The sequence below is a fragment of the Kribbella sp. NPDC050124 genome (genome assembly GCF_044460355.1).
Classification (GTDB): domain Bacteria; phylum Actinomycetota; class Actinomycetes; order Propionibacteriales; family Kribbellaceae; genus Kribbella.
On sequence record NZ_JBITJU010000003.1, the window covers coordinates 429,501 to 454,650 of the forward strand.

Below are 25,150 nucleotides of genomic sequence, written 5' to 3' on the forward strand. Positions count from 1 at the left end.
TTTCGATGGGCACGGGGACGTCGCGGGCACGCGGCATGCGGCACGCGCTGTCCAGGTTCGGGGCAGGCCTGGCCAGCCTGGCGTACGCCGTGGTTGCCGTGTTCGTGCTCGGCTTCGCCATCATCGACCTCCCCGACAGCCTGCGGGCAGCGCGCAACGAAGGCGTCCCCGGCACGTTCACCACGACCCGCAAAGAGTGCCGGCCCTGGTGGGAGAAGGGCGGCGGGTGCACCTACTTCGGCAACTTCACGAGCGGTGACGGCCGAGTCCAGTCGACCAACGTGCTGTTCGAAGGCGATCCCGGTGAGGTCGGCGAGAAGGTTCCGGCCCAGTACGTCGGTACGCCAGACCGACCGTCGATCCACGGGGCCGACTCGGACGAGTGGGTGTTCGTTGCAGCGCTCGGCCTCGGAGCGACCGGCTACCTCGGCTGGCGAGGGTGGCGTGGATGGCGGTTCGTCCGGGCACGCCTACGGCCGGTCACCAGTGCGAGGGCCGAGTGACTGCCTCGGGCAGCTTGGTGGTCTCGTCGCCGAGTGCAGCGTTGATCTGGGATTGAGTGAGGAAGAGGGCGCCGGTGAGGTCGGCTTGGCGGAGGTCGGCATCGCGGAGGTCGGCGCCGATGAGGTCGGCTTGGCGGAGGTCGGCGTCGCGGAGGTCGGCGCCGATCAGGTAGGCGCCGCGGAGGTTGGCCTTGTGCAGGTCGGCGCCGCGGAGGCGGGCTCCGATCAGGTCTGCGCCGCGGCGTTCCTTCTTCTTGCTCTGCTTGCCGCGGACGAGCTGACTGGTCTTCAGCAGGATCTCGTTGACCGCTGCGCGTTCTGCGACCACGTCGACCGTGGTGAGGTCCGCCGTACGGCTGACGTCCTCGACACGCGCTATCGCCGTACGCACGTCTGCGTCGAAGGCCTTGTATTCAAGGCACTCAGTGAGATACCAGAGCAGCTCGTGCAGCTGGCGGAGGATGGGCAGGGCCGCGAACATATCCTGGCCCGGCTGCTCCCGCCAGCTCTTGCCGGCGCGGCGCGAGATCTCCTGGCCCGCGCCGAAACAGTCGTACACCGTGCAGCCCGGGAAGCCCGCCGGCCGCAGCTTGCTGTGGATCGAGCAGCGGAAGTCTTCGCTGAGATTCGGGCAGGGGTCTCCGGCGGGCTTGTCGATCGCGAAGTCCGCCGACCTGCTGAACGTCAGCGCGACGCAGCAGAGGCCGAAGCAGCTGCCGCAGTCGGCCCGAAGCTCAGTTCTGCTCGGCAACCGTCTGGCCGGTCCGGCGCCAGCGGATGCCGGCCTCGACGAAGTCGTCGATCTCACCGTCGAAGACACCGGACGTGTTGCCGGACTCGTACTGCGTCCGCAGGTCCTTCACCATCTGGTACGGGTGCAGCACGTAGGACCGCATCTGGTCACCCCACGAGCCGGCCACGTCACCGCGCAGCGCGTCCAGCTGGGCCCGCTCCTCGGCCTTCTTCAGCGCGAGCAGCTTCGCCTTCAGAATGACCATCGCGCTGGCCTTGTTCTGCAGCTGGGACTTCTCGTTCTGGCAGGAGACCACGGTCCCGGTCGGGATGTGCGTGATCCGGACCGCGGAGTCGGTGGTGTTGACGCTCTGACCACCCGGACCGGACGACCGGTACACGTCGATCCGCAGCTCTTCCTCGGGGACGTCGATCTCGTCGGTCTGCTCCAGCACCGGGACCACCTCGACCGCGGCGAAGGAGGTCTGCCGGCGGCCTTGGTTGTCGAACGGCGAGATCCGGACCAGCCGGTGCGTGCCCGACTCCACACTCAGCGTGCCGTAGGCGTACGGCGCCTTGACCGCGAACGTGGTCGACTTGATGCCGGCCTCTTCGGCGTACGACGTGTCGTAGACCTCGGTCCCGTAGCCGTGCCGCTCCGCCCAGCGCAGGTACATCCGCTGCAGCATCTCGGCGAAGTCCGCCGCGTCCACGCCGCCCGCGCCGGAGCGGATCGTGACCAGCGCCTCGCGCTCGTCGTACTCACCGGACAGCAGCGTGCGCACCTCGAGGGACTGGATCGCCTTGCCCAGCGAGCCGATCTCCTTCTCCGCCTCGGCCAGGCTGTCCGCGTCGTTTTCCTCGCGGCCGAGCTCGACCAGGACGCCGAGGTCCTCGATGCGGCCACGCAGCCCGGTCACCCGCTCCAGGTCGGCCTGCAGGCTGGACAGCCGCGACGTCACCTTCTGCGCGTTCGCCTGGTCGTCCCACAGGTCGGGCGCGGCGACCTGCTCGCCGAGGTCGGCGATCTCTTTGCGCAGGGCGTCGAGATCGAGCACCTTCTCGATCGAGGTCAGCGTCGCGTCGAGCTGCTTGAGCTCAGCGTCAAAATCCAGTCCAGCCACAACCAAGCAGACTACCCGCTAGTCGCTGCTTGCCGTTAAAAGACCGTGACGCAGGACCCCGAAGACCTCGGCGATCGCCGACTCGATCCGACCTGCGTCTTTGGCCAGCTGACCCTCCAGCACCTTCTGAGCGGCCGCATACTGCGCCGCGATCAGCGCACTCCGCAGGTCGCCGAGTTGCGGATCACGAGCGCGAAGGGCCTCGGCGATCGACTCCTCCATCCGGGCGAGGTACTGCCGTTGCCGGGCCAGCAGCGCCGGACTCTCCTCGATCGTCCGGCTGAACTGCTTCCAGGTAGCCAACTGCCCCGACTCGCCGCGCGCCCGCAACTCCTGCCGGTAATGCGCCTCCAGCACGTCGAGCGGATCCGCCCCGTCCGCCGCAGCCCGGATCGCCTGGCCCGGACCTGCCCACCACCCGTCGTCGTCGAAGAACAGGTCCTCCTTGGTCGGGAAGTGGTTGAACACCGTCTGTACGGCGACATCGGCCGCGCGGGCCACCTCCGCCACAGTCACCGCGTCGAACCCACGCTCCAGGAACAACGCGGTCGCCACATCCGAGATCGCCCGCCGCGTCTGCAGCTTCTTCCGCTCCCGCCGCCCTTCCACTCAACAGAGCGTAAAGCGCCTGCTGTACTCCCTCCAATCTTGTAGTCACTACAAGCTTTGGAGACAACCCGCCTGACCGGGCTAGCGGAGGGGGACGATAGCCGACGCTTCGGAGGCGATGTCGGCGGCGCCTTGCCAGTCGGGCGGCTCGAAGGGGAGGTCGACGGTCGAGGTGAGGCGGACGGTGACCGTCGTACCGCTGACGTCGGCGGACCAGTCGAGGCCGTCGAACCTGTTGCTGGCGGCAACTTGGTCGAGGTACTCCGCGGTGAGGCGGCGGGCCTGGTCCGGGTCGAGCTCGGCGTTCCCGCCGGCCGCAGGCTGGGAGTAAATCGCCGCGAGGCCGTTCGCCGCCGCGAGGACTGCGCCGTCCGCGGTCGCATCGAGGTCCCGCCGTACCAGGAAGACCTTCGAGATGTCGGTCACCACGACGATCATCAACAGGATGACCGCCATGAAGCCGATGATCAGGACGGTCATCTGCCCTTGCTCGTCGCGCTTCATCCGTCGCCCTTGGCTTCGCGGTAGTCGCCGTACGGCTCGGTGTGCGAGGCGCTGATGTGGACGGCGGGCGGTTCACCACCGAGCGCGTCGGGGATCAGGGGCAGTCGTACGGCGGTGTCGAGCGTGACGGTCACTGTCGACCCGGGCTCCAAACAGGCCGGACTGCAAGTGATGGACAGCTCGTCGGAGCTCAACTCCATCCCCTGGTCCTTCATCGCCAGCCGCGCCGCCTCGAACGCCCGCCCACGCGCCTCGTCCTCCGACAACCCGGCCGGCACGATGACGAACGCCCGCCCCGCCGCCCGAGTCGCCGCCGTCGCGCCGTACGACGCCCGCTGTACGTCGAACACCGCCAGCATCACGTAGACCAGCGGCACCATCAACAACAACGCCAGCCAGGAGAACTCCACAACAGCACTCCCGCGCTGATCCCGCGAGATCCGGCGGATCGTCATTCGCCGGTCTCCTTCACTGCGTGGCCCTCGATGGTGAAGTCCATGCCGGGACCCCACAGACCGAGCGGCGGCATGTGCGCCTCGACCACGACCCGTACGCCCGGTTGCCCGTTGACGTCGACCTCCTCAGCCGCGACCGAGTCGATCAATTGGTCGTTCACCACCCCGTCGACCAGCTCACGCGTCCGCGCCTCACCGTCGGCCGGCTCCCGGTTCAGCACCGCGGCGTAGTGCGCCCCCTCTGACGCCGCAGCAACCACGGTGTTCCGCACATACAGGTAGAGCCCCACTTGCAACACCCCCAGGAACAGAGGCACCACAAGCATGGAAACCAGCACGAACTCCACCACCGCACTCCCCCGCTCACCCCGCGGACGGCGGGGCGGGGCGTGGGTGAGCTCCGCACAGCGAGCCGCGGGACTCGGCTGCCCGGAGTGGGTGGGTTGGACCGGCGTCACTTGTTGGTGACTGAGCTCAGAGCGTCTTGGAGCATCCTGGACAGTTGCGGACCGGCGACCGCCCAGATGGCGACGACGAGACCGGCGGTCATCACGGTGATGAGGACCCAACCGGGGACGTCGCCGCGTTCCTTGCGGGCGGGGCGCGGGGTCAGGACCAGCGCCACGAACAGTTTCGTCAGCAGTGACTGCATGAACTCTCCTCAGTTCATCCGGCGATCAGCCGGATTCCGACAGCGCCTGGGTAGAAGGCGAAAGCGATCGTCACCGGCAGCACCAGAAACACCACCGGGATCATCATGGCGACCTCGCGGCGGGCGCCGGACTCGATCAGCTCCCGTCGCCCGGCCTCACGAATGTCACCCGCCTGGGCCCGCAGTACGTCGGCCAGCGGGGTACCGCGTTCGAGCGCGACGGCAAGCCCGTCCGCGAACCGTGACAACGCCAGCAGGCCGGTCCGGTCCGCGAGCCCGTCGAGCGCGCGGACGAGTGTCTCGCCCGCACGGGTCTCGCCGAGGACACGCTTCAGCTCCTCGGCGAGCTCTCCGCGGCAGGACCGCGCGACCCGATCGAGCGCAGCTCCCGGCCCTTCGCCGGCGGCTACCGACAGGGCCAGCAACTCGGCGACGGTCGGCAACTCCTCGAGCAGTCGCCGCTCGCGTCGCCGTACCTGCGTGGTCAGATAGGTGTCGCGGGCAAGCACTCCGAGCACGCCGAGCAGGGCGCAGAACAGGAGCATGCCGACCGGGTTCCCGGCGCCGAAGGACAGCGCGACGATCGACACGACGAGCCCGCCGCCGAAGCAGGCCGTCCCCCACAGCAACTGCTCGATCCGGAACTCCTCGACCGTTCGATCGATGCCGGCGCGAGACAGCCGACGCCGGATCGAGCTCGCGCCACCGAGCAGCCGCTCCAGCCGCGTCGCGCCCGCCCGCAGCGTCGGCCCGAACAGCCGCAGGATCGCGTAGAACGGCGACCCGGAGTCGACGACCCCGAGGAACACCTCGGCCCCACCAAGGTCTCGCAGGTAAGGCCCGACCCGATCATCCACCGACGGCTTCCGCAGAAACGGCAGCCGCCGCACGACCAGCAGCAACCCGAGGCCGAGGATCGCACCCAGGACAGCCCCCAACACCATCGGGCTCACGGCAACCACCATCCACTGTTCATCGGAGCACCCTCTCGGGGGTGGGGAGGCGGGCAATGCGGAGCATCACGCGGTAGGCGAGGAGACAGACCAGGGCACCGGTGGCGATGATGAGGGCGCCAACCGGGGTGTTGTACCGCTGGATGACGTCGCCCTGGAACGACAGGAGGGCCAGAACGAGCCACGGGGCGGCGACGGCTACTCGGGCGCCGTTGACCGACCAGGACTGGCGGGACTCGAGCTCGGATCTGGTGCGGGCGTCGTCGCGGAGGAACGTCGAAAGCGACCGCAGCAACCGACCCAGGTCTCCACCACCAACCTCGCGGGCGATGCGGAGCGCCTCGACGACGCGGTCACCGACGGGGTCCGCCAGCCGCGCCTTCAACCGGTCGAGTGAGTCCGCGAACCGTCCGGTCGACGCGTAGTCCGCGCCGAACCGCCGGAACGGTTCGCGCAACGGCAACGGCCCTCGCTCCCCCACCTGAGCCAATGCCTCCGACAACGACAACCCGGCTCGCACCGCCGACGCGATGTTGTCCACCACGTCCGGCCACAACTCACGGAACTCCGCGAGCCGCCTGCGCGCCCGGCTCCGCAACAGCGCAACTGGCCACCACCCAGCCATCAACCCGAACACCGCACCGACCGGCCAAGCACCCGACACCACGAACATCAGCACGCCGCCGACCATCCCCGTGATCACGCACGCGCCGATGAACGCACCCGGCGTCACCCCTTCCACGCCGGCACTCGCGAGCAGATCCCGGCTCCGCGAGACCAACCGGCCCTCGCCGGCCGACTGTTCATCCGCAGGCGCCACAAACGTCCAGATGATCAGCAACAGGCCGACCCCGAAGAACAACCCCAGCAGCAGCCCCATCAGCTCACCCCGCGCGGCAACTCGGTGAGCAACCCGGCCAGGTTGTACCCGGCCTGCTGGAACCGCTCCGGATGCGGCAGATGCCCCTCGGCCCGCCGCAACGTCCCCTCATACGTGCCGAACAACGTCTCCGTCTCGATCGCCTGCTCCTCGATCCGCCCACTGACCGCCACGATCTCCCGCACCCGCCGCTGCCCGTCCGGCCCGATCCCCAGATGTACGACGAGATCCACGCAGCCGGCCACCGTCGGCAGCACGAAGCGCGAGCCGATGTTCTCGCCCGCGAGCAACGGCAGGGTGCACATCTTCGTCAGCGCCTCACGCGCGGAGTTCGCGTGGATCGTGCACATCCCGGGCAGTCCGCTGTTCAAAGCGAGCAACAGGTCCAGGCACTCCTCACCACGCACCTCGCCGACGATCACCCGCGACGGCCGCATCCGCAGCGACTCCTTGACCAGGTCACGCAGCCGCACCTCACCGGTCCCCTCGAGACCGGCCTGCCGGGTCTGCATCGACACCCAGTCGGGAATCGGCAACTTGATCTCGAAGACTTCCTCGCAGCTGATCACCCGCTCACTGCCCGGGATCGAGCCGGCCAGCGCGTTCAGCATCGTGGTCTTGCCGGCCTGCGTCCCGCCGGAGACCAGGATGTTCAGCCCGACCGCGACCGCCGCGTCCAGGACCGCCGCCGCGTGCGGGGTCAGCGAACCGAGCGCGACCAGATCGCTCAACCGGGTGGCTCGGACGGTGAACTTCCGGATGTTGATCGCCGCGTGTATGTGCGTGATCCCGCCCAGCACGACATGCACCCGGCTCCCGTCCGGCAACCGCGCGTCCGTGAACGGCTGCGACACGTCGATCCGGCGCCCGGTCGACTTCAGCATCCGCTCGACGAGGTCGCTGACCTCCTCCTCGGTGAGCACGGTCGTGGTCAGCTCATGCCGCCCGTCCCGGGCGATGAACACGCGCGAGGGCTCGTTGATCCAGATCTCTTCGACCGCCGGGTCATCCAGGTACCGCTGCAGCGGACCGAAGCCGGCGACCCGGTCGTGCACCTCACGGCTGACCGCCTCGAGGTCGCCGATCGGTGGGACCACGCCGGTCAGGCTGCGCTCGTCGTACTCGCGGACCACCGTCGCGACGATGCGGTCGACCGCGGCCGGGTCACGGAGCGGGTCGATGCCTTCGCGGCGGACGACGTCGCGCACCTGGGCGTCGATCACCTCGACGACGCCGTCCCAGCCCGACCGGCGCGTGGCGAGTCTGTCGGCTGTCATCGATCTCCCCGTGGGTCCCGTCTGGCGACCACTCGGTCACCATGCGCGACCATACTTTCAACCGGGGACCACGCGGCGCCACCCAGTGACGACAGCCTGTGGATAACGTCAGCGATGAACGAGCGTGTGCTCGAAGGCGTAGCGGCTGGCGCGGAACAGGTGCGACCCGTACTCGACCGGCTGACCGTGGTCGTCGTACGTGATCCGGGTGGTCGCCAGCAACGGGACGCCGGGCTCCTCGGCGAGCAGGCGCGCCTGCTCGGGGGTGGCGGGCAGCGCGGAGATGGTCTGGTGCGCCACCTTCAGCCGCACCCCCTCCGCACGCAGCAGCGAGTACAGACCGCGCTCAGCCAGCGTGGCCGGGTCGGTCTCCAGGAGCTCCGGCGGCAGCCAGTTGCGCATCAGCGCGAGCGGCTCGCCGTCTGCTCGCCGCAGCCGCTCCAGCCGCAGCACGCGGTCGCCCTGCTCGATCTGGAGCGCAGTGGCGACCTCTGCAGTCGCAGGAGCGATGCCGAACCGCAGTACCTCGGTCTCCGGCTTGCGATGCGCTGCGGCCAGGTCGTCGTACAGGCTGGTCAGCTCGAGAGAGCGCCGTACCTGACCTGAGTTCCCCACCACCTGCGTGCCGACGCCACGCTTGCGCACCAGCAGCCCCTGGTCGACCAGTCGCGCGATCGCCTGCCGGACGGTCGGACGGCTCAGCCCGTACGCCTCTGCCAGGTCCACCTCGTTGCTCAGCCGCGAACCGACCGGCAACTCCCCACTCTGAATCGCCGCTTCCAACTGCTGCGCCAACTGCACATGCAACGGCGTGCGACTACTCCGATCCACCTGGACTTGCACGGTACTCATGCGCACATCCTGAAGGCTTCCCCCTGATCCGTCGAGCTACCACCCTGATTTGATCAGATCTCTGCGTTTGTGAACGCGTCCCGGAAACGCCGCAGCGCGAGTTCGCTGTCCTGCGACGCGAACGCCTCCAGACCGACCGTGCCCCCATATCCGTGCTTTCGCAGCGCGGCCGCGATCGCCGGATAGTTGATCTCGCCGGTCCCCGGTTCGCAGCGTCCGGGGACGTCGGCCACCTGGATCTCACCGAGGTACGGAAACGCCTTGCCGATCAGTTCGATCAGGTTCCCCTCGCCGATCTGCGCGTGATACAGGTCGAGCATCAGCCGCACCCGCGGGTGGTCGACGGCTTTCACCAGGGCGAGGGTGTCGGCGGCTTTCCCGAACGGCACGCCGGGATGGTCGACCTCGGCGTTCAGATTCTCCAGCACGAACGTCACGTCGTACCGCTCCGCGAGTTTCGCCAGCCTTTCCAGCGTCCGCGCGGCGGTCAGCCACATCTCCCCGCTGACCTCGTACTGCGGCCGCACCGGCAACCCGCGATCGTCGAGCTCGGTGCCGTGCAGGTTGAGCCTGGGACAGCCGAGCTCGAGCGCGACCCGGATCGACTGTTCCGCCGTTTCCAGCAGCCGATCCTGATCGTGCGTGAGCGACCCGCCGACATATCCGGTCATCGACGAGAAAGCGGCGCCGGTCTTCTGCAGCGCGGCGATGTTCTTCGTCGTCCAGTTCCAGATCTCGACGTCGAACCCGGCCGCGTGAATGCGTTCCACCCGCTCCACGAACGGCAGCTCGGTGAACACCATTTCGGCACAGACGGCGAGCCTCATCCGAGCTCCTCGACCTTCACCGGACGGTTTTCCTGGTACGACGCCATCGCCGCCAGCGCGACCCGCAACGCATTCCGCGCATCCGCCCCGGTCACCGGCGGTACGGCGTTCCCGCGAACGACGTCGGCGAATTCCGCGAGCTCCTGAATGTAGGCGTCCCGGAACATCTCCTCGTCGCTGCGCACGGTGGCCTGCTGCAAACCACTCACGTCGTAATGCACCATCGGGCTGCTCGCGTGCCGACCGGTCACCACCATGCCCTTGCTGCCGAACACCTCACCGCGGACGTCGTACCCGTACAGCGCGGAGAAGTTCGCCTCGGCTGTCGCGATGGCGCCGTTGTCGAACGTGATCACCACGACCGCCGTGTCGAGCAGCCCGTTCTCCTTGTACTGCGGGGCGACGAGCGCATCCGCCTTCGTGTAGACGTCGACCGGTTGCGCGCCCGGGTTGAGCCAGAGCAGCGTGTCGAAGTCGTGGATCAGCGTCTCGCGGAAGATCGTCCACGGCTTGATCCCGGCGGCCGACGTACCCATGCCCTCGGGCCGGCCCGGGTCACGGGTGATCGACCGCATCAGCTGCGGCGTGCCGATCCCGCCGGCCTCGATCGTCTCGCGCGCAGCGGCGAAGTCGCGGGCGAAGCGCCGGTTGAAGCCGACCTGGAAGGCGACGCCGGCCCGCTCGGTCGCGGCGATCGCGCGGTCCATCTCCTCCAACGTCAGGGAGGCAGGCTTCTCGCACCAGACCGGCTTGCCGGCCTCGGCCGCGCGCACGATCAACTCCTCGTGCACTGCCGCGATCGACGTGATCACGACGCCGTCGATCTCGGGGTCCTTCAGCACCCCGTCGACGTCGCGGGGATCGGCGTCGTACCTGCTGGCCAGCCGTTGGGCCGCTTCGGGCCTGGTGTCGGCGACCGCGGTGAGCTCGGCGCCGGGGACGTGCCGGGCGATGTTGCCGGCGTGCATCGTCCCGATCCGCCCGGCGCCGATCAGGCCGAGCCGCACCACCCGCAGCCCATGGTCGTTGCGCATGTTCCACCCCTTCAGCCGGCGCTGCTACTAGAGCGCTCTAGTCAGGACATAGCGAACACTGCTTTGATGGTCGGGGTCAAGACCCCAGGAGAGCAGGTGAGATGAACCCCCGACCGACCATGGAGGACGTGGCGGCCCGCGCCGGCGTGTCCCGAGCCCTCGTCTCGATCGTCTACCGGAACGTGCCGGGCGCGAGTGACGAGACCAGAGCCCGGGTGTTCGCGGCCGGCGACGAGCTCGGCTACCGCCCCGACCACCGGGCCCGGCTCCTCGGCAGCAGGCAGCGCACGCGTCTCATCGGAGTGGCCTTCGACGTGCGCTACCCCTTCCACGGCGATCTGGTCGAGGCGCTCTACCCAGCGGCAGAGTCACTGGGCTACAGCCTCACGCTGAGCGCTGTCACCGGCAGCCGTGGCGAGAAGGCCGCAGTGCAGTCCCTGCTGGACTACCGGTGCGAGTCACTGGTCCTGCTCGGCCCCACCTCGTCGCCAGCCGCACTGACCGCGCTGGCCGAGGCGCAGCCGACTGTTGTCCTCGCTCGCAAGGTCCGAGCCGCGGGGGTGCACGTCGTACGCACCGACGACGCTGCGGGGTCACGTCTGGCGGTTGAACACCTGCTGTCCCTCGGCCACACCCGCATCGCCCACGTGGACGGCGCACGTGCCCCTGGTGCGGCAGAGCGCCGTACGGCTTATGTGCAGACCATGCGACGGGCCGGTCTGAGCCCTGTGGTCATTCCCGGCGGGCTGACCGAGGCTGCCGGCGCGACAGCAGCGCAGGAGTTGGGGCGGGACCTCACGGCGGTTGCCGCGTTCAACGATGCGTGTGCGATCGGCCTGCTGCACGCGCTGCGGGAGACCGGCCGTCAGGTGCCCGAGGACGTCGCGCTCATCGGGTACGACGACTCCACGCCGTCCCGCCTGGACCACATCCAGCTGTCGACCATCACCCAGAACGCCGACCGGCTGGCAGCGGCCGCGCTCGAGCTTGCTACGCGGCCAGATCGTGAGCCGCCGCAGGAGGTCATCACCAGCCCGGACCTGCTCCCTCGCAAGACGACCTAGGGCACGTTGTACGGCGTGATCGGCTGCAGGTTGCTCGGCGTACTCGGGACGCTGGGCAGCAGCCGGTGCGCGTGCAGGAGATGCTGACACGCGCGATGCAAGTCGGTGGGCAGGTCGTGGTGCAGCACGACCGAGAGCGCGCCGGACCGCAGTAGCGCCAGGTTGTCCGCGTCGAGGTCGTGCGCGACGAAGCATCGATACGGGCGCTCGAGATCGGCGAACGCCTGGACGATAGCCCGGTTGCCACCGCCGATCGAGTAGACGGCGTTGATGCTCGCGTCCGCGGTCAGCGCCGCCAGCGCCTGCCCGTGGATCGTGGTGTCGAGCCCGTCCGTCTCGGCCAGCTCGACGACCGCGCGACCGGGCGCCAACCGGCGAAGCGTGAAGCGAAAGCCCATCTCGCGTTCCTCCTCGCCACGGAACGACCCGCGGCTCAGCGTGACGAGCACACTGCCCGGACCGTCGCCCAGCCACTGCGTGAGGAAGTACGCCGCTGTCGCACCGGCGGCCCGGTTGTCGATGCCGACGTACGCGAGGCGGCGGCTGCTGGGCAGGTCGGTGACGAGGGTGACGACCGGGATGCCGGCCGCAACCAGCTTGTCGACGGCCTCGACCACTTCGGCGTCGTCCGGCGCCTTCAGGATCAGGCCCTGCGAGCCGCGCTTGCGCACGTTGTCCAGTGAGGCGACCACGTCCGCGGCGGAGGCGGTCTCGCTCAGGTCGAACCGGGCGCGCAGGACGGCCGGACGGAGGCCGGGGAGTGCGGCTTCGAGCGCCGTACGGACCGCGCCGGAGAACCGGCTGGGCGCCTGCATGACGAGGTCGATCACCAGCGTCCGGCCGCCGAGCCGGATCTGGGTGACCTGCCGATCCAGGTCGTGCACCGCCTGCTCGACCTGCCGGCGGGCGCGGGCGCTGACCCCGGCCCGGCCGTTCAGCACCCGGTCGACGGTGGTCTCGCTCAGCCCGGCCTGGACCGCGATGTCGCGGACCCGGTGCGCACGTGCCATCACGGTCCTCCGGCAGCCTGGAATGACGGGTTTTTGACGGATTCAGGGGATTCCAAACCCATCAGGAAACCACCACGCTAGAACAACACCGGCGAGCAGGAGAAGGAGTCACCCCGATGAACTGGCTGAACCCCGACGACGTCCGGCTGGACGATCTGCTGACCGTCCTCAAGGAGCAGACCGACACCGCCGACTACCCGCACGCGACCCGGATCGAGCACCAGGTCCCGGTGTACGACGCCGAGCGGATTCGGAGCGCGGATCCGCGGGTGGTGCAGGCCGAGTTCGCCGCCGCGTTCGGGACCGGGCCCGGCATCGTCGTCCTGAAGGGTGCCTTTGGCAACGAGGTGGTCGACGCCACGACGGCCGAGTTCACCAAGCTGATCGACGAGCAGCACAGGTCGGGCGCCGCCGGCGGCGACCACTTCGCCAAACCGGGCGCCAACGACCGGGTCTGGAACGCGCTGGAGAAGCTGGCCGTCGGTGCACCTGAGGTGTACGCCGCGTACTACGCCAACGACCTACTCGCGCTGGTCGCGACGGCGTGGCTCGGACCGGCGTACCAGGTGACGTCGCAGGTGAACGTGGTGAACCCGGGCGGCGAGGGGCAGACGGTCCACCGCGACTACCACCTCGGATTCCAGTCCGACGAGGTTGCGGCGCAGTACCCGGCTCATGTGCACCGGCTGTCGTCCGTGCTGACGCTGCAGGGCGCTGTGGCGCACTGCGACATGCCGGTGGAGTCCGGGCCGACGCTGTACCTGCCGCATTCGCAGAAGTACGAGCTCGGCTACCTGGCTTATCGGCGGCCCGAGTTCTCGGACTACTTCGTGGCAAACCACGTGCAGCTGCCACTGGAGAAGGGCGACGCCGTGTTCTTCAACCCCGCGCTGTTCCATGCAGCCGGCAGCAACCATTCGACGGACATCAAGCGGATGGCGAACCTGCTGCAGGTCTCGTCCGCTTTCGGCCGGGCGATGGAGAGCATCGACCGGGCCCGGATGGTGTCGGCCGTCTATCCGGCCCTGCTTCGAATGGCGAAGCAGGATCCGGAGGGCGCCGGCAACGTCATCGCCGCCACCGCCGAGGGCTACGCCTTCCCGACCAACCTGGATCGCGACCAGCCGATCGGCGGACTCGCTCCGCTGTCCCAGGCCGACGTACTGCGGCAGGCCGTGACCGAGGCGTGGACGCCCGAGCGATTGGACCAGGCCCTGGCCGAGCACCACACCCGGCGGTTGACCAACTGACCCACTATCAGATAGGTGAATCTTGGATGAACGCGGTCCGGATCACGGGCAGGTGCTGTCGCAGGGGTGCGGTCGTCAGGCAGGATGGCGCGTTCGCCGGGCGCGCCGAGGGCTACCCTTACCGGCGAAACGCGCCACTCAGACGACTTGCTGTACGCCGCCCGTACGGCCGCCCATCGAAGGAGAAGGCATGGAACCGCTGCGAATCGGGATTCTCGGGGCTGCCCGGATCGCCGGCCGGGCGATCGTCGAGCCGGCCCGGCTGACCGGTGCCCGGCTGGTCGCGGTGGCCGCCCGGGACGGCGACCGGGCCGAGGCGTTCGCGGCGGAACACCAGGTCGAACGGGTGCACGCGTCGTACCAGGACGTGCTGGACGACCCCGAGGTCGACGCGATCTACAACCCGCTCGCCAACGGCCTGCACGGGCCGTGGAACCTGCGGGCGATTGCCGCGGGCAAGCATGTGCTGACGGAAAAGCCGTCGGCCAGCAACGCGGCCGAAGCGGTCCAGGTCCGGGACGCGGTCCGTGAGCACGGCGTGGTCTTCATGGAGGCCTTCCACTACGCCTACCACCCGGTGATGCGCCGGCTGCAGGAGCTGCTCGCCAAGGGTGAGCTCGGCGAGCTGCAGCACGTCGAGGCGACCATGGTGATGCCTCCGCCACCGGACGCCGACCCGCGCTGGTCGCTACCGCTGGCCGGTGGCGCGGTGATGGACGTCGGCTGCTACGCGATCCACGCGCAGCGGATGCTCGCGCCGTACGCCGGTGGTGCGCCGAAGCTGATCAGCGCCCGGGCCGGCGAGCGCAAGCGGCTGCCGGGGGTGGACGAGTGGCTCAACGCCGACCTGGAGTTCCCGAGCGGTGCGACCGGAGCGGTCCGGACCAGCATGGCGGCGGAGAACGTCGAGTTCAGCCTGAAGGTCGTCGGCAGCCGTGGTGAGGCGTTCGCGCCGTTCTTCGTGCTGCCGCAGAACGACGACCGGGTGATCGTGACGACCAAGGAAGACACCTGGGTCGAGCACCTCGGCACGCGGTCGTCGTACACGTACCAGCTGGAGGCGTTCGCCCAGGCGGTCCGCAACGGGGCGCCGGTGCTCACCGACGCGGACGACGCGCTGGCGACGATGGAGCTGATCGATGCCTGCTACCGCGACGCCGGGATGCTGCCGCGCCCGGTGTCGGATATCTGAGCCTCGGCCGTCTGAGTCTCGGCCGTCTGGGCTCGCTTGGCGGCGGCGTGTGCGAACGCCTGGATGAACGGGTGTGGTCGCGTGCCGTCGCCGGACAGCTCCGGCTGGAACAGCGTCACCAGGTAGAACGGGTGCTGCGGTAGCTCGGCGATCCGTGGCGCGCCCTCGACGTCGTCCGCGCTGAAGACGAGCCCGTGCTCCTCCAGCAGGCTCTGCCGGGACGGATCGAGCCCGTACGAGCAGTGGTAGCGCTCGGTCGACCGCTCCGCGCCCAGGAGCTGACCGGCCAATGTGCCGGGCCGCACCTCGACCGTGGCCTCGTGCCCGTCGAGCGAGCAAGCCAGCGGGACGATCAGCAGGTCATCGGCATCCGGTGTGTTCTCGGCGTGCTGTACGGCGGTCGCCCCGCAGACGTTGCGCGCGTACTCGAGCATCGCGTGCTGGAAGCCGCCGCAAGTCCCCAGGAATGGGATGTCGTGCGTCCTGGCCGTCCGGATCGCGCTGATCGCCCCGGCTTCGCTCCGGTACGGGCTGCCCGGCAGCACCCAGATCCCGTCGAACGCCTCCATCGCGTCGACCTCGTCAGTGGGCACCCAGTACACGTCCAGGTCGAGGCCTTCGCGCTCGCGCAGCCGGTCGAGCACGACCGGCACCCGCTGGTGGGAGCGAACGTGCGGAGAGCGATCGCCGACCAAGGCAATTCGGGCGGAGTATGCGTGCGTCATGGCTTCATCCTGCGTCGCCGATCCCGATCAGCACCAACGATGATCTCTGCATGGTCGATAAGCGATACTGATCCTCGTGGATCCGCATCTGCTCCGCACCTTCATCGCGGTGGCGACAAGTGGCTCCTTCTCGGCCGCGGCGACCGAGCTCGGCTACACCCAGTCGGCCGTCTCGCAGCACATCGCCGCCCTCGAGAACTCGGTCGGCGCCGCGCTCCTGACTCGCCGCCCGGTGGCGCCGACCCCGGCGGGCGAGCGGCTGCTCGAACACGCCGGCGCGATCCTGCTCCGCATCGAGGCAGCCCAGGCCGACGTACGGCGGGTGGTCGGTGAGCCACCGGGATCGATCGTGTTCGCCGCCACTCCCCTGGCCGGGGCGACCCGGGTCGCGCGGGCGTTGACCCGGCTCCGGCAGGACCGGCCCGGGATCGCGGTCACGTTCGAGGTGGCCCGCCGGGACGAGGTAGCTCGAGGTGTGGCCTCAGGCACATACCACCTCGGCCTGATCGACGGGATCGCCGCGCCGAGCGATCCGTTGCGCCTGCCGGACGTCGGCCTGCTTCGCACGTCAGCAGTCGCGCAGGAGAAGCTCGCCGTCGTCCTGCCGACCGATCATCCCCTGGCCGGGCGCGAACGGCTCGGCCTGCCCGCGCTGGTCGACGCCCGCTGGATCGACGCACCCGCAGTGAGCGCACCGCTCGACGAGCTGCGCGCCGCCGTCGAGACCGACAGCCTGCGGGCAGCCCTCACCTACACCGGCGCCGACCTGCTCACCCTGCTCGAACTGGTTGCCGCCGGCCATGGTCTCGCCGTACTGCCCGCATCCGTCCCGGTGCCGGACGGCGTACGCGCGGTTGCTGTCGACGCGCCTCGGCTCGTGCATCGCGTCGAACTCCTCCACGGGCACCTCGACTCGACAACCGCGTCAGCCCTCGCCGAACTGCTCGACGAGGGCTGACGCGACACCGGTCAGTCGTGGGTCGGGAAGCCCAGGTTGAGGCCACCGTGCGAGGGGTCCAGCCAGCGCGACGTGACGACCTTGCCGCGGGTGAAGAAGTGGACGCCTTCGGTGCCGTGGGCGTGGGAGTCGCCGAACAGCGAGTTCTTCCAGCCGCCGAACGAGTAGTAGGCCATCGGCACCGGGATCGGCACGTTGACGCCGACCATGCCGACCTCGACCTCGGTCTGGTACCGGCGGGCGGCGCCACCGTCGTTGGTGAAGATCGCGGTCCCGTTGCCGTACGGGTTCGAGTTCACCAAGTCGAGGGCGGCGTCGTACGACGGAACCCGGACGACCGACAGCACCGGGCCGAAGATCTCGTCGGTGTAGATCGACATGTCCGGCGTAACCTTGTCGAACAGCGTCGGGCCGAGCCAGAAGCCGTCGTCGGCGCCGTCGAACGGCCCTTCCCGGCCGTCCACCGTCAGCTCGGCGCCGGCCTCGACCCCGGCCTCGACGTACCCGACGACCTTGTCGCGGTGCTCGCCGGTGACCAGCGGGCCCATGTCGCAGCCGCGCGTCCCGTCGCCGGTGCGCAGCTGTGCCATCCGCTCCTTGATCTTGCCGATCAGGTCGTCGGCGACCGGCTCGACCGCGATCAGCGCGGAGATCGCCATGCAGCGCTCACCCGCCGAGCCGAAGCCGGCGTTGACCGCGGCGTCCGCGGTCAGGTCGAGATCGGCGTCCGGCAGCACGACCATGTGGTTCTTGGCGCCGCCCAGCGCCTGCACCCGCTTGCCGTTCTTCGTACCGTTCTCGTAGACGTACTTGGCGATCGGGGTCGAGCCGACGAACGAGACCGCCTTGATGTCCGGGTGCTCGAGCAGCCGGTCGACAGCCTCCTTGTCGCCGTGCACGACGTTCACCACGCCGTCCGGCAGGCCCGCCTCCTTCCACAGCGCGGCGACCGCGTTCACGGCGGACGGGTCCTTCTCGGACGGCTTGATCACCACGCTGTTGCCACAGGCAACGGCAATCGGAACGAACCAGAGCGGCACCATGGCCGGGAAGTTGAACGGCGAGATCACCGCGACCGCGCCGAGCGACTGGCGGATCGAGTACACGTCGACGTTGGTCGACACGTTCTCGCTGAAACCGCCCTTCAGCAGGTGCGGGATGCCGCAGGCGAACTCGACCACCTCCTGGCCGCGGGTCACCTCGCCGAGCGCGTCCGACAGCACCTTGCCGTGCTCGGCGGTGATCAGCGCGGCGACCTTCTCCTTGTTCGCGTTCAGCAGCTCACGGAACGCGAACAGCACCTGGGCCCGCTTGGTCAGCGACGTCCGGCCCCAGGCCTTGGACGCGTCGTGGGCGACCTTCACCACCTCGTCGACCGTCGCCGCCGAGGCCAGGTCCAGCTCGCCGGTGACCTCACCCGTCGCCGGGTTGTAGACCTTGCTGGTGCGCTCCGAGACCCCGGTCCACGGAGCCCCACCGATCAAATGGGTGATTCGTTCAGTACTCACAACCGCATCCCTTGTTCGTTGATCTTCCTCGCTCGACTTCGCCCGGCCTCAGCCGAGCACTTCACTTCTCGGAACCATCTCGACCTGCACCGGGCGGCCCTCCTGCAGGGAGCGGACGCCGGCTGTGCAGACCGCGGCGGCGGCGTAGCCGTCCCAGGCTGCCGGGCCGTCGATCGTGCCCTTCGCCACCGCGTCCACCCAGCGCTGCAGCTCCAGGTCGTACGCGAGCCCGAACCGCACCCGGAAGTCGTCCGGCACCGCCCCACCCCAGTGTCCGGCGCGCCGGGTGAGCACGTCGACCCCAAGGCCGATGGTCGCGTTGCCCTTCTCGGCGACCGCCTCACACCTGACCTCGTACCCGACCTGGCAGTTCACGAACACCTCGACGTCGGCCATCGCGCCGTTCGCCATCTCGAACACCGCAAGCTGCGGATCCTGCACGCCCGCACCGACCAGCCCGCTCGGTCTCGGCGCGTGCACGGTGATCCGGGTGATCTCGTCGTCGAACAGCCAGCGCGCGACGTCGACCTCGTGCACCAGCGAGTCGCGCACGATCATCTCGCTGCGGAACGTCGCCGGCACCGTCTTGTTCCGGTGGACGTTGTGCAGCAGCAGCGTGCGGCCGAGCTCACCGGAGTCGAGCAGCTCCTTCAGGGCGGCGTACTCCGGGTCGAAGCGGCGCATGAAACCGACCTGGATCAGCTGCTTGCCGAGCTTGTGCTCCGCCTCGACCACGCTCAGCGACGACTCCGCGTCCATGGTCAGCGGCTTCTCGCACAGCACCGGCTTGGCGTGCTCCAGGCAGGCCGTCAACTGCTCGGCGTGGGCGAACCCGGGTGACGCGATGATCACCGCGTCCACCTCGGCGTCGCCGATCAGCGCCAGCGGGTCGTCGATCACCCGGACCTCGTCGAACGACGCGGCCAGCGCGCCGGCCCGATCCGTGTCCGGATCCGACACCGCGACCAGGCGGGCACCGGAGATCCGGCGTGCCACCCGCTCGGCATGGTCCGCGCCCATCATCCCGACCCCGACGATCCCGACCCTCAGATCCCGCATCTCCACCTTCTCTCGATTCCAGTTCCCGCTCCGTACGACGACCTCCCGCCGCGTCCCGCCGTACGACGATCTCGTTCGCATCCCGTCGTACGACGGGGCGCAAGGGCCGGGGCGTTCGCGCCGGCCCTTGCGTCAGCCGCCGTGCTCAGATTCCTCCCGGCCGGTCGTGGGGTACGGCGACGACCTCGGGGTCGACACCGCGGAGCTCGTGGCTGAGGGCCTCCAGCTCCGAACCACCGGCCATCTCGTTGGTCAGCTGCGCCAGCGTGATGTCGGCCCGATGCGTGTCGAGCGCGACCCGGCCCAGCTTCAGCACCACGAAGTGGTTGCCCACCAGGTAGGCGTGGTGCGGGTTGTGGGTGATGAACACGACGCCCAGCCCGGCGTCGCGGGCCTTGACGATGTACTTCAGCACCACCCCGGACTGCTTCACGCCGAGCGCGGCGGTCGGCTCGTCCAGGATCAGCACCTTGGCGCCGAAGTAGATCGCCCGGGCGATCGCGATGCACTGCCGCTGGCCGCCGGACAGCATCCCGACCGGCTGTTCCAGGTTGGGGATCGAGATCCCCATCTTGGTCAGTTCCTCGTCGGCGATCCGCTTCATCTTCCGGTCGTCCAGCCGGCCGAACGGGCGCTTGGTGATCTCGTTGCCGAGGAAGAAGTTCCGCCACACCGACATCAGCGGGGCGAGCGCCAGGTCCTGGTAGACGGTGGCGATCCCGCTGTCCAGCGACTCGCGCGGCGAGCTGAACCGGCGTTCCTCGCCGTTCACCGACAAGGTCCCGTCGGTGTGCTCGTGCAGGCCGGCGATGATCTTGATCAGCGTCGACTTGCCCGCGCCGTTGTCTCCCAGCACACAGGTGATCTCGCCCTGCCGGACCGACAGCGAGACCCCGCGCAACGCATTGACGTTGCCGTAGCTCTTGCCGACGTCCTCCAGTTGCACCACCGGCGTGTTCGGACTGGTGGCGGCTTCTTCCGCGAACTTGTCGGTGGTGGTCATCGCATGTCCGCCCTTCTCTTCACGACCAGGTTCACGATCGTTGCGAGGAGCAACATCACGCCCAGGAACGCCTTGAACCAGTCCGCGTTCCAGCCGGCGTACACGACACCGAGCTGGGTCATGGCGAAGATCAGCGCACCGATCGCCGATCCGACCACGGACCCGTAGCCGCCGGTCAGCAGGCAGCCGCCGACCACCGCCGCGATGATGTAGATGAACTCCTTGCCGACTCCCTCACCGGACTGCACGCTGCTCTGGGTGAAGAGCAGGTGCATGCCGGAGAACCACGCGAAGAAGCCGACGGTCATGAACAGCCCGATCTTGACCCGCTTCACCGGCACACCGACCGCCCGGGCGGCGGCCGCGTCGCCACCGACGGCGAAGATCCAGTTGCCGATCTTCGTCTTCAGCAGCACCCAACTGCCGGCGATCACGAACAGGATCCACCAGACCACGAGGATCTTGATGGTGACCGAGCCGATCGAGAACTCCGACGCGAACACCGCCTTCGCCGACTCGAACCCGTCCATGTCGCTGATCGAGTTCGACGAGACGGCGCCGGACAGCAGCCGGGTGATCGCGAGGTTCAGGCCCTGCAGGATGAAGAAGGTCCCGAGCGTGACCAGGAAGCTCGGCAGCCCGGTCCGCATCAGCAGCCAGCCGTTGAAGGCGCCGACGGCGAGCGCCGCCAGCATCGCGACCAGGACGCCGACCCAGACGTTGACGCTGAACTGGTAGGCGAACAGCCCGGCGAACAACCCCGAGGTCGTCACCGCGACACCGGCGGACAGGTCGAACTCGCCACCGATCATCAGCAGTGCCACCGGTACGGCCATGACGCCGATCAGCGCGGCCTGGTAGAGGACCGTCCCGATGTTGGCCGGGCTACGGAACGGCTCGGCCACGATCAGGAAGAACACCAGGATGACCGCGGCGCCGACCAGCGATCCGACCTCCGGCCGGCTGAGCAGCCGGGCTGCGAGCGAGCGGCGCGAGACCCGGTCGTCAACCGACGTCGGCGCCGTCAGTGTGGAAGCCATGACCGGTCCTCAGCGCGTCCCGGCGGCGGCGAACTTCTCCACCGAGGCGACGTTGTCCTTGTCGATGAACGCCGGGCCGGTCAGCGTGGCCTGCCCACCGCCGATGGTGTTGCCGTTGGTCTTGTACAGCCACAGGCTGTCGACGGCGAGGTAGCCCTGCAGGTACGGCTGCTGGTCGACCGCCCACTGCACCGAGCCGCTCTTGATCGCGGCGACCAGGTCCTTGTTGGTGTCGAAGGTGCCGACCTTGGCGCTCGACCCGGCGTCCTTGACCGACTGGACCGCCGCCAGCGCGAACGGCGCGCCGAGGGTGACGACGTAGTCGATGCTCTTGTCCTGCTGCAGCTTCGACGTCATGGTCGTGGTGCTGCCCGGCATGTCGGTACCGGTGATGTAGATCTTCTCGGAGTTCGGGAACTTGTCCTTCACGCCCTGGCACCGGGCCTCCAGGCCGACGTGTCCCTGCTCCTGGATCACGCAGACCGCCTTCTTCGCCCCCAGTTGGGTCAGCTTCTCGCCGGCCGCCTGGCCCGCGATCCGCTCGTCCTGGCCGAAGTAGCCGAGCGCTCCGGTCTGCTTCCAGGCGTCGATACCACCGTTCAGCGCTACCACCGGGATGCCGCCGTCCGAGGCCTTCTTCACGTTGGCCTGCATCGCGTCGGCCTTCGCCAATGTCACCGCGATACCGTCGACCTTCGAGTCGATCGCGGTCTGCACCAAGTTGGCCTGGTCGGCCCCCTCGGGCGCGGCGGAGTACTGCAGTTCGACGTTGTCCTTCTTCGCCGCGGCCTCGGCACCTCTGCGGACCAGGTCCCAGAAGGTGTCACCAGGCGCCGCGTGCGTGATGAACGCGACCTTCATCCGCGGGGTGTCGGCCACGGCGCCGCCGGAGCCACCAGAGCTCTCCTCTTCCTGCTTGCCGCCGGACGAACTGCAAGCGCCCAGCGCCGCGACCAGCACGAGCGCAGCCCCCACGGCCGCCGCCTTCTTCTGCCACCGAACCATGACTTACAACCTTTCAGACGATCCGCGGAGCTTCCGCGGTGTTGCTTGGGACCAGCGAGTCCTCAACTCTGCTGGCCGTCAAATCGATACGCCACCCCCGTGGGATCTCAGATAGGCCAACGTTCGCTCCGCGATCGGCAGCGGTACGTCGGGTGGGCAGGGGTACATGTCCTGTTCGACGATCGCGAACAGGTCCACCTCGAGACCGGCCAGTGCGTCCAGCAGTGGCGGGAACTCGGGGATGCCGTTGGGCGGCTCGCACATCACGCCGCGCTTGACCGCCTCGCCGAAGCCGACCCCGTCGGCCTCCACGGCTGCCAGGATCGCGGGATCGACCTGCTTGAGGTGCACGTAGCCGATCCGGTCCGGGTGGTCCTGGATCAGCTTCAGGTTGTCGCCGCCGCAGTAGCTGATGTGGCCGGTGTCCAGGCACAGGTTCACGTACGCGCCGTCGGTGTCCTCGAGAAAGGCCTCGACGGTGTCGTGGCTGTCCACATGCCCGTCCGCGTGCGGGTGGTACTGCGTCTTCAGCCCGTACTCCTCGGCGAGCCGGCGACCGAGCTCGGTGACCTGCCGGCCATGCGCTGCCTGGCCTTCGCGGTCGAGCCGGGGCTCGGTGGTCTCGCCGGTGACGCCGTCCCGCCACATCGACGGGATGACGACCAGGTGCTTGGCCCCCATCGCCGCGGTCAGCTCGGCGGTCTTGGCCACGTCGCGCCAGGTCGACTCCCACGAATCCGGCCGGTGCAGGTGCTCGAACGTCGTACCGGCGGTCATCGTCAGGCCGCGCTTGTCGAGCTCCTCCTTCAGCCGGGACGGGTCGGTCGGCAGGTAGCCGTACGGACCCAGCTCGATCCGGGTGTAACCGGCCGCGGCGACCTCGTCGAGGAACCTCTCCCACGGCGTCTGCTGCGGGTCGTCCGCGAACCAAACACCCCACGAGTCCGGGGCGCTGCCGACGTTCACCTGGCCCATGTCAACGATCTCCCTCGGTGGGAGCCAGGTACGGACGCTGGCCCTTCTTGGACTCCTCGTACGACGCCGACGCGGCCTGCGTGGAGTCGAGAGCGGACACCTGGCTCACCGGCACGTCCCACCAGGACTCGCTGTCCGGAGCACCGATCAGCGGATCCGTGCTGACGTGGATCGCGATCGGGCCGTCCGCGGCCTTCGCCGTACCGATCGCCTTCTCGAGCTCGGCGCGGTCGTGCACCTCGATCACGTCGACGCCGAGGCTGCGAACGTTCGCGGCCAGGTCGACCGGCAGGTAGTCGCCGTCGAGGCGTCCGTCCCCGCTGCGGCGCCGGTACGCCGTCCCGAACCGCTGGGAACCCAGCGACTCCGACAACGCGCCGATCGACGCGAAACCATGGTTCTGGACCAGTACGACGACGACCTTGATGTTCTCCTGGACCGCGGTGACGAGCTCGGTGGACATCATCAGGTACGACCCGTCGCCGACCATGACGAACACGTCCCGGTCGGGCGCGCCGAGGCGGACGCCGATCCCGCCGGCGATCTCGTATCCCATGCAGGAGTAGCCATACTCGACGTGGTATCCCTTCGGATCGCGCGTTCGCCACAGTTTGTGGAGGTCACCCGGCATCGAACCGGCTGCACACACCACCACATCAGACGGCGCCGACAATTCGTTCACGGCTCCGAGCACTTCGCCCTGTGTCAGCAGGCCTTCGGCGAGTTTCGCGGTCACCTCGGCGGGCGGGTTGTAGGTGTTTTCCACAATCGCGTCCCACTGGGTTGCGAGCGTGCTGGTCAACGATCTGTACTGGTCACTCACAGACCAGTCACCGAGCGCGGACCTCAAGGAAACAAGGGCTTCCCGGGCATCCGCGACGAGAGGAAGGCCGGCATGCTTGCCACCGTCGAAACGCGCCACGTTGATGTTCACGAACCGCACGTCCGGGTTCTGGAAGGCGGTCCGCGAGGCCGTCGTGAAGTCGCTGTACCGGGTGCCGACGCCGATCACGACGTCGGCGTCGCGAGCCAGCGCGTTGGCCGCCGTGGTCCCGGTCGAGCCGACGGCGCCGACCGACTGCGGGTGGTCGTAGCGCAGCGATCCCTTGCCTGCCTGGGATTCCGCGACCGGGATCCCGGTCGCCTCGGCGAACTCGCGGAGCGCCTCCTCGGCGCCGGAGTAGTGCACCCCGCCGCCGGCCACGATCAGCGGCCGCTGCGCGGACCTTAGGAGATCTACCGCCTTGTCGACAATTGATGCTTCCGGCAACGGCCGGGCGACGTACCAGGTGCGCTCGACGAAGAGCTCCTCGGGCCAGTCGTAGGCCTCGGCCTGGACGTCCTGCGGCAAGGCCAGGGTCACGGCGCCGGTCTCGACCGGGTCGGTCAACACGCGCATGGCGTTGAGCAGCGCCGAGGGCAGCTGCTCGGGACGCCAGACGCGGTCGAAGTACTTCGACACCGGGCGGAACGCGTCGTTGACGGAGACGTCGCCGGCGCCGAAGCTCTCCAGCTCCTGCAGCACGGGCGTCGCCACCCGGGTTGCGAACACGTCCGAAGGGAGAAGCAGAACAGGAAGGCGGTTGATCGTCGCCAGGGCCGCGCCGGTCACCATGTTGGTCGAGCCCGGGCCGATGCTTGCCGTGCAGGCGTAGGTCTGGAGCCGGTCGCGGGTGCGGGCGAACGCGGACGCGGTGTGCACCATGGCCTGCTCGTTGCGGGCCAGGATGTACGGCAGCGCCGTCGGGTCCTCGAGCTCGGCCTGCAGCAGCGCCTGCCCGACGCCGGCCACGTTGCCGTGCCCGAAGATGCCCAGGCACCCGGCGAACAGCCGCTGCCGCCGGCCGTCGCGCTCCGAGTACTGGACGCTCAGGAATCGCACCAACGCCTGCGCGACCGTGAGACGTACCGTCATCGCCGTCCTCCTCCACACACCATCAACAAGAAGTTCGTGCCCGC

27 protein-coding genes are annotated in these 25,150 nt (G+C 68.9%); 5 read left to right on the top strand and 22 right to left on the bottom strand.

Going from position 1 to position 25,150, the window contains the following annotated elements; translation table 11 throughout:
* Positions 1 to 5 precede the first annotated feature (5 nt).
* Complete coding sequence (locus tag ACIBL3_RS11905) at positions 6 to 503, top strand: hypothetical protein (RefSeq protein ID WP_396353276.1); 498 nt, start codon at positions 6 to 8, stop codon at positions 501 to 503.
* On the opposite strand, the gene ACIBL3_RS11910 is transcribed toward ACIBL3_RS11905, so the two are convergent.
* From ACIBL3_RS11910 to ACIBL3_RS11970, 13 genes are all read right to left on the bottom strand, one after another.
* Positions 481 to 1,254: a pentapeptide repeat-containing protein gene (locus tag ACIBL3_RS11910; protein WP_396353277.1), complete on the bottom strand. Its 774-nt coding sequence runs from the start codon at positions 1,252 to 1,254 to the stop codon at positions 481 to 483. The genes ACIBL3_RS11905 and ACIBL3_RS11910 overlap by 23 nt on opposite strands.
* Positions 1,238 to 2,359: a peptide chain release factor 2 gene (gene prfB / locus ACIBL3_RS11915; protein WP_396353278.1), complete on the bottom strand. Its 1,122-nt coding sequence runs from the start codon at positions 2,357 to 2,359 to the stop codon at positions 1,238 to 1,240. The genes ACIBL3_RS11910 and prfB overlap by 17 nt, the downstream gene beginning before the upstream one ends.
* Before the next feature lie 18 nt (positions 2,360 to 2,377).
* Positions 2,378 to 2,968 carry a TetR/AcrR family transcriptional regulator gene (locus tag ACIBL3_RS11920; protein WP_396353279.1) on the bottom strand — a complete coding sequence of 197 codons (591 nt, stop codon included), beginning with the start codon at positions 2,966 to 2,968 and terminating at the stop codon, positions 2,378 to 2,380.
* Positions 2,969 to 3,049: 81 nt separating this feature from the next.
* Entirely contained in the window at positions 3,050 to 3,472 is a 423-nt protein-coding gene (locus tag ACIBL3_RS11925) for a pilus assembly protein TadG-related protein (RefSeq protein WP_396353280.1), read from the bottom strand.
* The gene (locus ACIBL3_RS11930; RefSeq protein WP_396353281.1) at positions 3,469 to 3,927 is read right to left on the bottom strand and encodes a TadE/TadG family type IV pilus assembly protein; all 459 of its coding nucleotides are present in this window, start codon (positions 3,925 to 3,927) and stop codon (positions 3,469 to 3,471) included. The genes ACIBL3_RS11925 and ACIBL3_RS11930 overlap by 4 nt, the downstream gene beginning before the upstream one ends.
* The gene (locus tag ACIBL3_RS11935; protein ID WP_396353282.1) at positions 3,924 to 4,385 is read right to left on the bottom strand and encodes a TadE/TadG family type IV pilus assembly protein; all 462 of its coding nucleotides are present in this window, start codon (positions 4,383 to 4,385) and stop codon (positions 3,924 to 3,926) included. The genes ACIBL3_RS11930 and ACIBL3_RS11935 overlap by 4 nt, the downstream gene beginning before the upstream one ends.
* Positions 4,382 to 4,579 carry a hypothetical protein gene (locus tag ACIBL3_RS11940; RefSeq protein ID WP_396353283.1) on the bottom strand — a complete coding sequence of 66 codons (198 nt, stop codon included), beginning with the start codon at positions 4,577 to 4,579 and terminating at the stop codon, positions 4,382 to 4,384. The genes ACIBL3_RS11935 and ACIBL3_RS11940 overlap by 4 nt, the downstream gene beginning before the upstream one ends.
* 14 nt (positions 4,580 to 4,593) lie before the next feature.
* Positions 4,594 to 5,523, bottom strand: a complete 930-nt coding sequence (locus ACIBL3_RS11945; RefSeq protein ID WP_396353368.1) for a type II secretion system F family protein — start codon at positions 5,521 to 5,523, stop codon at positions 4,594 to 4,596.
* A 28-nt stretch (positions 5,524 to 5,551) separates the two neighbouring features.
* Positions 5,552 to 6,412 (bottom strand): type II secretion system F family protein, encoded by an 861-nt coding sequence (locus ACIBL3_RS11950; protein WP_396353284.1) that lies wholly within the window; start codon positions 6,410 to 6,412, stop codon positions 5,552 to 5,554.
* Entirely contained in the window at positions 6,412 to 7,689 is a 1,278-nt protein-coding gene (locus ACIBL3_RS11955; protein ID WP_396353285.1) for a CpaF family protein, read from the bottom strand. The genes ACIBL3_RS11950 and ACIBL3_RS11955 overlap by 1 nt, the downstream gene beginning before the upstream one ends.
* Before the next feature lie 108 nt (positions 7,690 to 7,797).
* A complete protein-coding gene (locus ACIBL3_RS11960; RefSeq protein ID WP_396353286.1) occupies positions 7,798 to 8,541 on the bottom strand; it encodes a GntR family transcriptional regulator in 744 nt (247 codons plus the stop codon).
* Positions 8,542 to 8,594: 53 nt separating this feature from the next.
* Positions 8,595 to 9,368, bottom strand: coding sequence for a TIM barrel protein (locus ACIBL3_RS11965; protein WP_396353287.1), 774 nt, complete (start codon positions 9,366 to 9,368; stop codon positions 8,595 to 8,597).
* Entirely contained in the window at positions 9,365 to 10,402 is a 1,038-nt protein-coding gene (locus ACIBL3_RS11970; RefSeq protein WP_396353288.1) for a Gfo/Idh/MocA family oxidoreductase, read from the bottom strand. The genes ACIBL3_RS11965 and ACIBL3_RS11970 overlap by 4 nt, the downstream gene beginning before the upstream one ends.
* Before the next feature lie 101 nt (positions 10,403 to 10,503).
* Between ACIBL3_RS11970 and ACIBL3_RS11975 the strand changes: the two genes are divergently transcribed.
* Complete coding sequence (locus ACIBL3_RS11975) at positions 10,504 to 11,466, top strand: LacI family DNA-binding transcriptional regulator (protein ID WP_396353289.1); 963 nt, start codon at positions 10,504 to 10,506, stop codon at positions 11,464 to 11,466.
* On the opposite strand, the gene ACIBL3_RS11980 is transcribed toward ACIBL3_RS11975, so the two are convergent.
* The gene (locus tag ACIBL3_RS11980; protein WP_396353290.1) at positions 11,463 to 12,476 is read right to left on the bottom strand and encodes a LacI family DNA-binding transcriptional regulator; all 1,014 of its coding nucleotides are present in this window, start codon (positions 12,474 to 12,476) and stop codon (positions 11,463 to 11,465) included. The two genes, ACIBL3_RS11975 and ACIBL3_RS11980, sit on opposite strands and share 4 nt — an antisense overlap.
* A 116-nt stretch (positions 12,477 to 12,592) precedes the next feature.
* On the opposite strand from ACIBL3_RS11980, the gene ACIBL3_RS11985 reads away from it, so the two are divergent.
* Both ACIBL3_RS11985 and ACIBL3_RS11990 read left to right on the top strand, forming a co-directional pair.
* The gene (locus ACIBL3_RS11985; RefSeq protein WP_396353291.1) at positions 12,593 to 13,726 is read left to right on the top strand and encodes a phytanoyl-CoA dioxygenase family protein; all 1,134 of its coding nucleotides are present in this window, start codon (positions 12,593 to 12,595) and stop codon (positions 13,724 to 13,726) included.
* A 190-nt stretch (positions 13,727 to 13,916) separates the two neighbouring features.
* On the top strand, positions 13,917 to 14,918 hold the full coding sequence (locus ACIBL3_RS11990; protein ID WP_396353292.1) for a Gfo/Idh/MocA family protein: 1,002 nt from the start codon (positions 13,917 to 13,919) through the stop codon (positions 14,916 to 14,918).
* Here ACIBL3_RS11990 and ACIBL3_RS11995 read toward each other — a convergent pair.
* A complete protein-coding gene (locus tag ACIBL3_RS11995; RefSeq protein ID WP_396353293.1) occupies positions 14,873 to 15,643 on the bottom strand; it encodes a hypothetical protein in 771 nt (256 codons plus the stop codon). The genes ACIBL3_RS11990 and ACIBL3_RS11995 overlap by 46 nt on opposite strands.
* 76 nt (positions 15,644 to 15,719) lie before the next feature.
* Here ACIBL3_RS11995 and ACIBL3_RS12000 point away from each other — a divergent pair, with 76 nt between their 5' ends.
* Positions 15,720 to 16,601, top strand: coding sequence for a LysR family transcriptional regulator (locus tag ACIBL3_RS12000; protein ID WP_396353294.1), 882 nt, complete (start codon positions 15,720 to 15,722; stop codon positions 16,599 to 16,601).
* An 11-nt stretch (positions 16,602 to 16,612) separates the two neighbouring features.
* Here the strand turns inward: ACIBL3_RS12000 and ACIBL3_RS12005 are convergent, their stop codons facing one another.
* The 7 genes from ACIBL3_RS12005 to iolD all read right to left on the bottom strand — a co-directional run bounded on the left by ACIBL3_RS12005 (position 16,613) and on the right by iolD (position 25,106).
* Entirely contained in the window at positions 16,613 to 18,109 is a 1,497-nt protein-coding gene (locus tag ACIBL3_RS12005) for a CoA-acylating methylmalonate-semialdehyde dehydrogenase (protein ID WP_396353295.1), read from the bottom strand.
* A gap of 48 nt (positions 18,110 to 18,157) precedes the next feature.
* Positions 18,158 to 19,168 (bottom strand): Gfo/Idh/MocA family protein, encoded by a 1,011-nt coding sequence (locus ACIBL3_RS12010; RefSeq protein ID WP_396353296.1) that lies wholly within the window; start codon positions 19,166 to 19,168, stop codon positions 18,158 to 18,160.
* Positions 19,169 to 19,313: 145 nt separating this feature from the next.
* Positions 19,314 to 20,171: an ATP-binding cassette domain-containing protein gene (locus ACIBL3_RS12015; RefSeq protein ID WP_396353297.1), complete on the bottom strand. Its 858-nt coding sequence runs from the start codon at positions 20,169 to 20,171 to the stop codon at positions 19,314 to 19,316.
* Positions 20,168 to 21,211: an ABC transporter permease gene (locus tag ACIBL3_RS12020; RefSeq protein ID WP_396353298.1), complete on the bottom strand. Its 1,044-nt coding sequence runs from the start codon at positions 21,209 to 21,211 to the stop codon at positions 20,168 to 20,170. The genes ACIBL3_RS12015 and ACIBL3_RS12020 overlap by 4 nt, the downstream gene beginning before the upstream one ends.
* 9 nt (positions 21,212 to 21,220) lie before the next feature.
* Positions 21,221 to 22,216: a sugar ABC transporter substrate-binding protein gene (locus ACIBL3_RS12025; RefSeq protein WP_396353299.1), complete on the bottom strand. Its 996-nt coding sequence runs from the start codon at positions 22,214 to 22,216 to the stop codon at positions 21,221 to 21,223.
* Between the two features lie 78 nt (positions 22,217 to 22,294).
* Positions 22,295 to 23,191, bottom strand: a complete 897-nt coding sequence (locus tag ACIBL3_RS12030) for a TIM barrel protein (protein ID WP_396353300.1) — start codon at positions 23,189 to 23,191, stop codon at positions 22,295 to 22,297.
* Position 23,192: 1 nt separating this feature from the next.
* A complete protein-coding gene (gene iolD, locus ACIBL3_RS12035) occupies positions 23,193 to 25,106 on the bottom strand; it encodes a 3D-(3,5/4)-trihydroxycyclohexane-1,2-dione acylhydrolase (decyclizing) (RefSeq protein WP_396353301.1) in 1,914 nt (637 codons plus the stop codon).
* Positions 25,107 to 25,150 lie beyond the last annotated feature (44 nt).

Coding starts and splice junctions, on each gene's coding strand:
- ACIBL3_RS11985 (WP_396353291.1), top strand. CDS start 12,593: ATGAACTGGCTGAACCCCGACGACGTCCGGCTGGACGATCTGCTGACC.
- ACIBL3_RS11965 (WP_396353287.1), bottom strand. CDS start 9,368: ATGAGGCTCGCCGTCTGTGCCGAAATGGTGTTCACCGAGCTGCCGTTC.
- ACIBL3_RS11945 (WP_396353368.1), bottom strand. CDS start 5,523: ATGGTGTTGGGGGCTGTCCTGGGTGCGATCCTCGGCCTCGGGTTGCTG.
- iolD (WP_396353301.1), bottom strand. CDS start 25,106: ATGACGGTACGTCTCACGGTCGCGCAGGCGTTGGTGCGATTCCTGAGC.
- ACIBL3_RS11960 (WP_396353286.1), bottom strand. CDS start 8,541: ATGAGTACCGTGCAAGTCCAGGTGGATCGGAGTAGTCGCACGCCGTTG.
- ACIBL3_RS12020 (WP_396353298.1), bottom strand. CDS start 21,211: ATGGCTTCCACACTGACGGCGCCGACGTCGGTTGACGACCGGGTCTCG.
- ACIBL3_RS11925 (WP_396353280.1), bottom strand. CDS start 3,472: ATGAAGCGCGACGAGCAAGGGCAGATGACCGTCCTGATCATCGGCTTC.
- ACIBL3_RS11995 (WP_396353293.1), bottom strand. CDS start 15,643: ATGACGCACGCATACTCCGCCCGAATTGCCTTGGTCGGCGATCGCTCT.
- ACIBL3_RS11955 (WP_396353285.1), bottom strand. CDS start 7,689: ATGACAGCCGACAGACTCGCCACGCGCCGGTCGGGCTGGGACGGCGTC.
- ACIBL3_RS11950 (WP_396353284.1), bottom strand. CDS start 6,412: ATGGGGCTGCTGCTGGGGTTGTTCTTCGGGGTCGGCCTGTTGCTGATC.
- ACIBL3_RS12010 (WP_396353296.1), bottom strand. CDS start 19,168: ATGCGGGATCTGAGGGTCGGGATCGTCGGGGTCGGGATGATGGGCGCG.
- ACIBL3_RS11980 (WP_396353290.1), bottom strand. CDS start 12,476: ATGGCACGTGCGCACCGGGTCCGCGACATCGCGGTCCAGGCCGGGCTG.
- ACIBL3_RS11975 (WP_396353289.1), top strand. CDS start 10,504: ATGAACCCCCGACCGACCATGGAGGACGTGGCGGCCCGCGCCGGCGTG.
- ACIBL3_RS11970 (WP_396353288.1), bottom strand. CDS start 10,402: ATGCGCAACGACCATGGGCTGCGGGTGGTGCGGCTCGGCCTGATCGGC.
- ACIBL3_RS11990 (WP_396353292.1), top strand. CDS start 13,917: ATGGAACCGCTGCGAATCGGGATTCTCGGGGCTGCCCGGATCGCCGGC.
- ACIBL3_RS11905 (WP_396353276.1), top strand. CDS start 6: ATGGGCACGGGGACGTCGCGGGCACGCGGCATGCGGCACGCGCTGTCC.
- ACIBL3_RS11940 (WP_396353283.1), bottom strand. CDS start 4,579: ATGCAGTCACTGCTGACGAAACTGTTCGTGGCGCTGGTCCTGACCCCG.
- ACIBL3_RS12025 (WP_396353299.1), bottom strand. CDS start 22,216: ATGGTTCGGTGGCAGAAGAAGGCGGCGGCCGTGGGGGCTGCGCTCGTG.
- ACIBL3_RS12030 (WP_396353300.1), bottom strand. CDS start 23,191: ATGGGCCAGGTGAACGTCGGCAGCGCCCCGGACTCGTGGGGTGTTTGG.
- ACIBL3_RS11930 (WP_396353281.1), bottom strand. CDS start 3,927: ATGACGATCCGCCGGATCTCGCGGGATCAGCGCGGGAGTGCTGTTGTG.
- ACIBL3_RS12015 (WP_396353297.1), bottom strand. CDS start 20,171: ATGACCACCACCGACAAGTTCGCGGAAGAAGCCGCCACCAGTCCGAAC.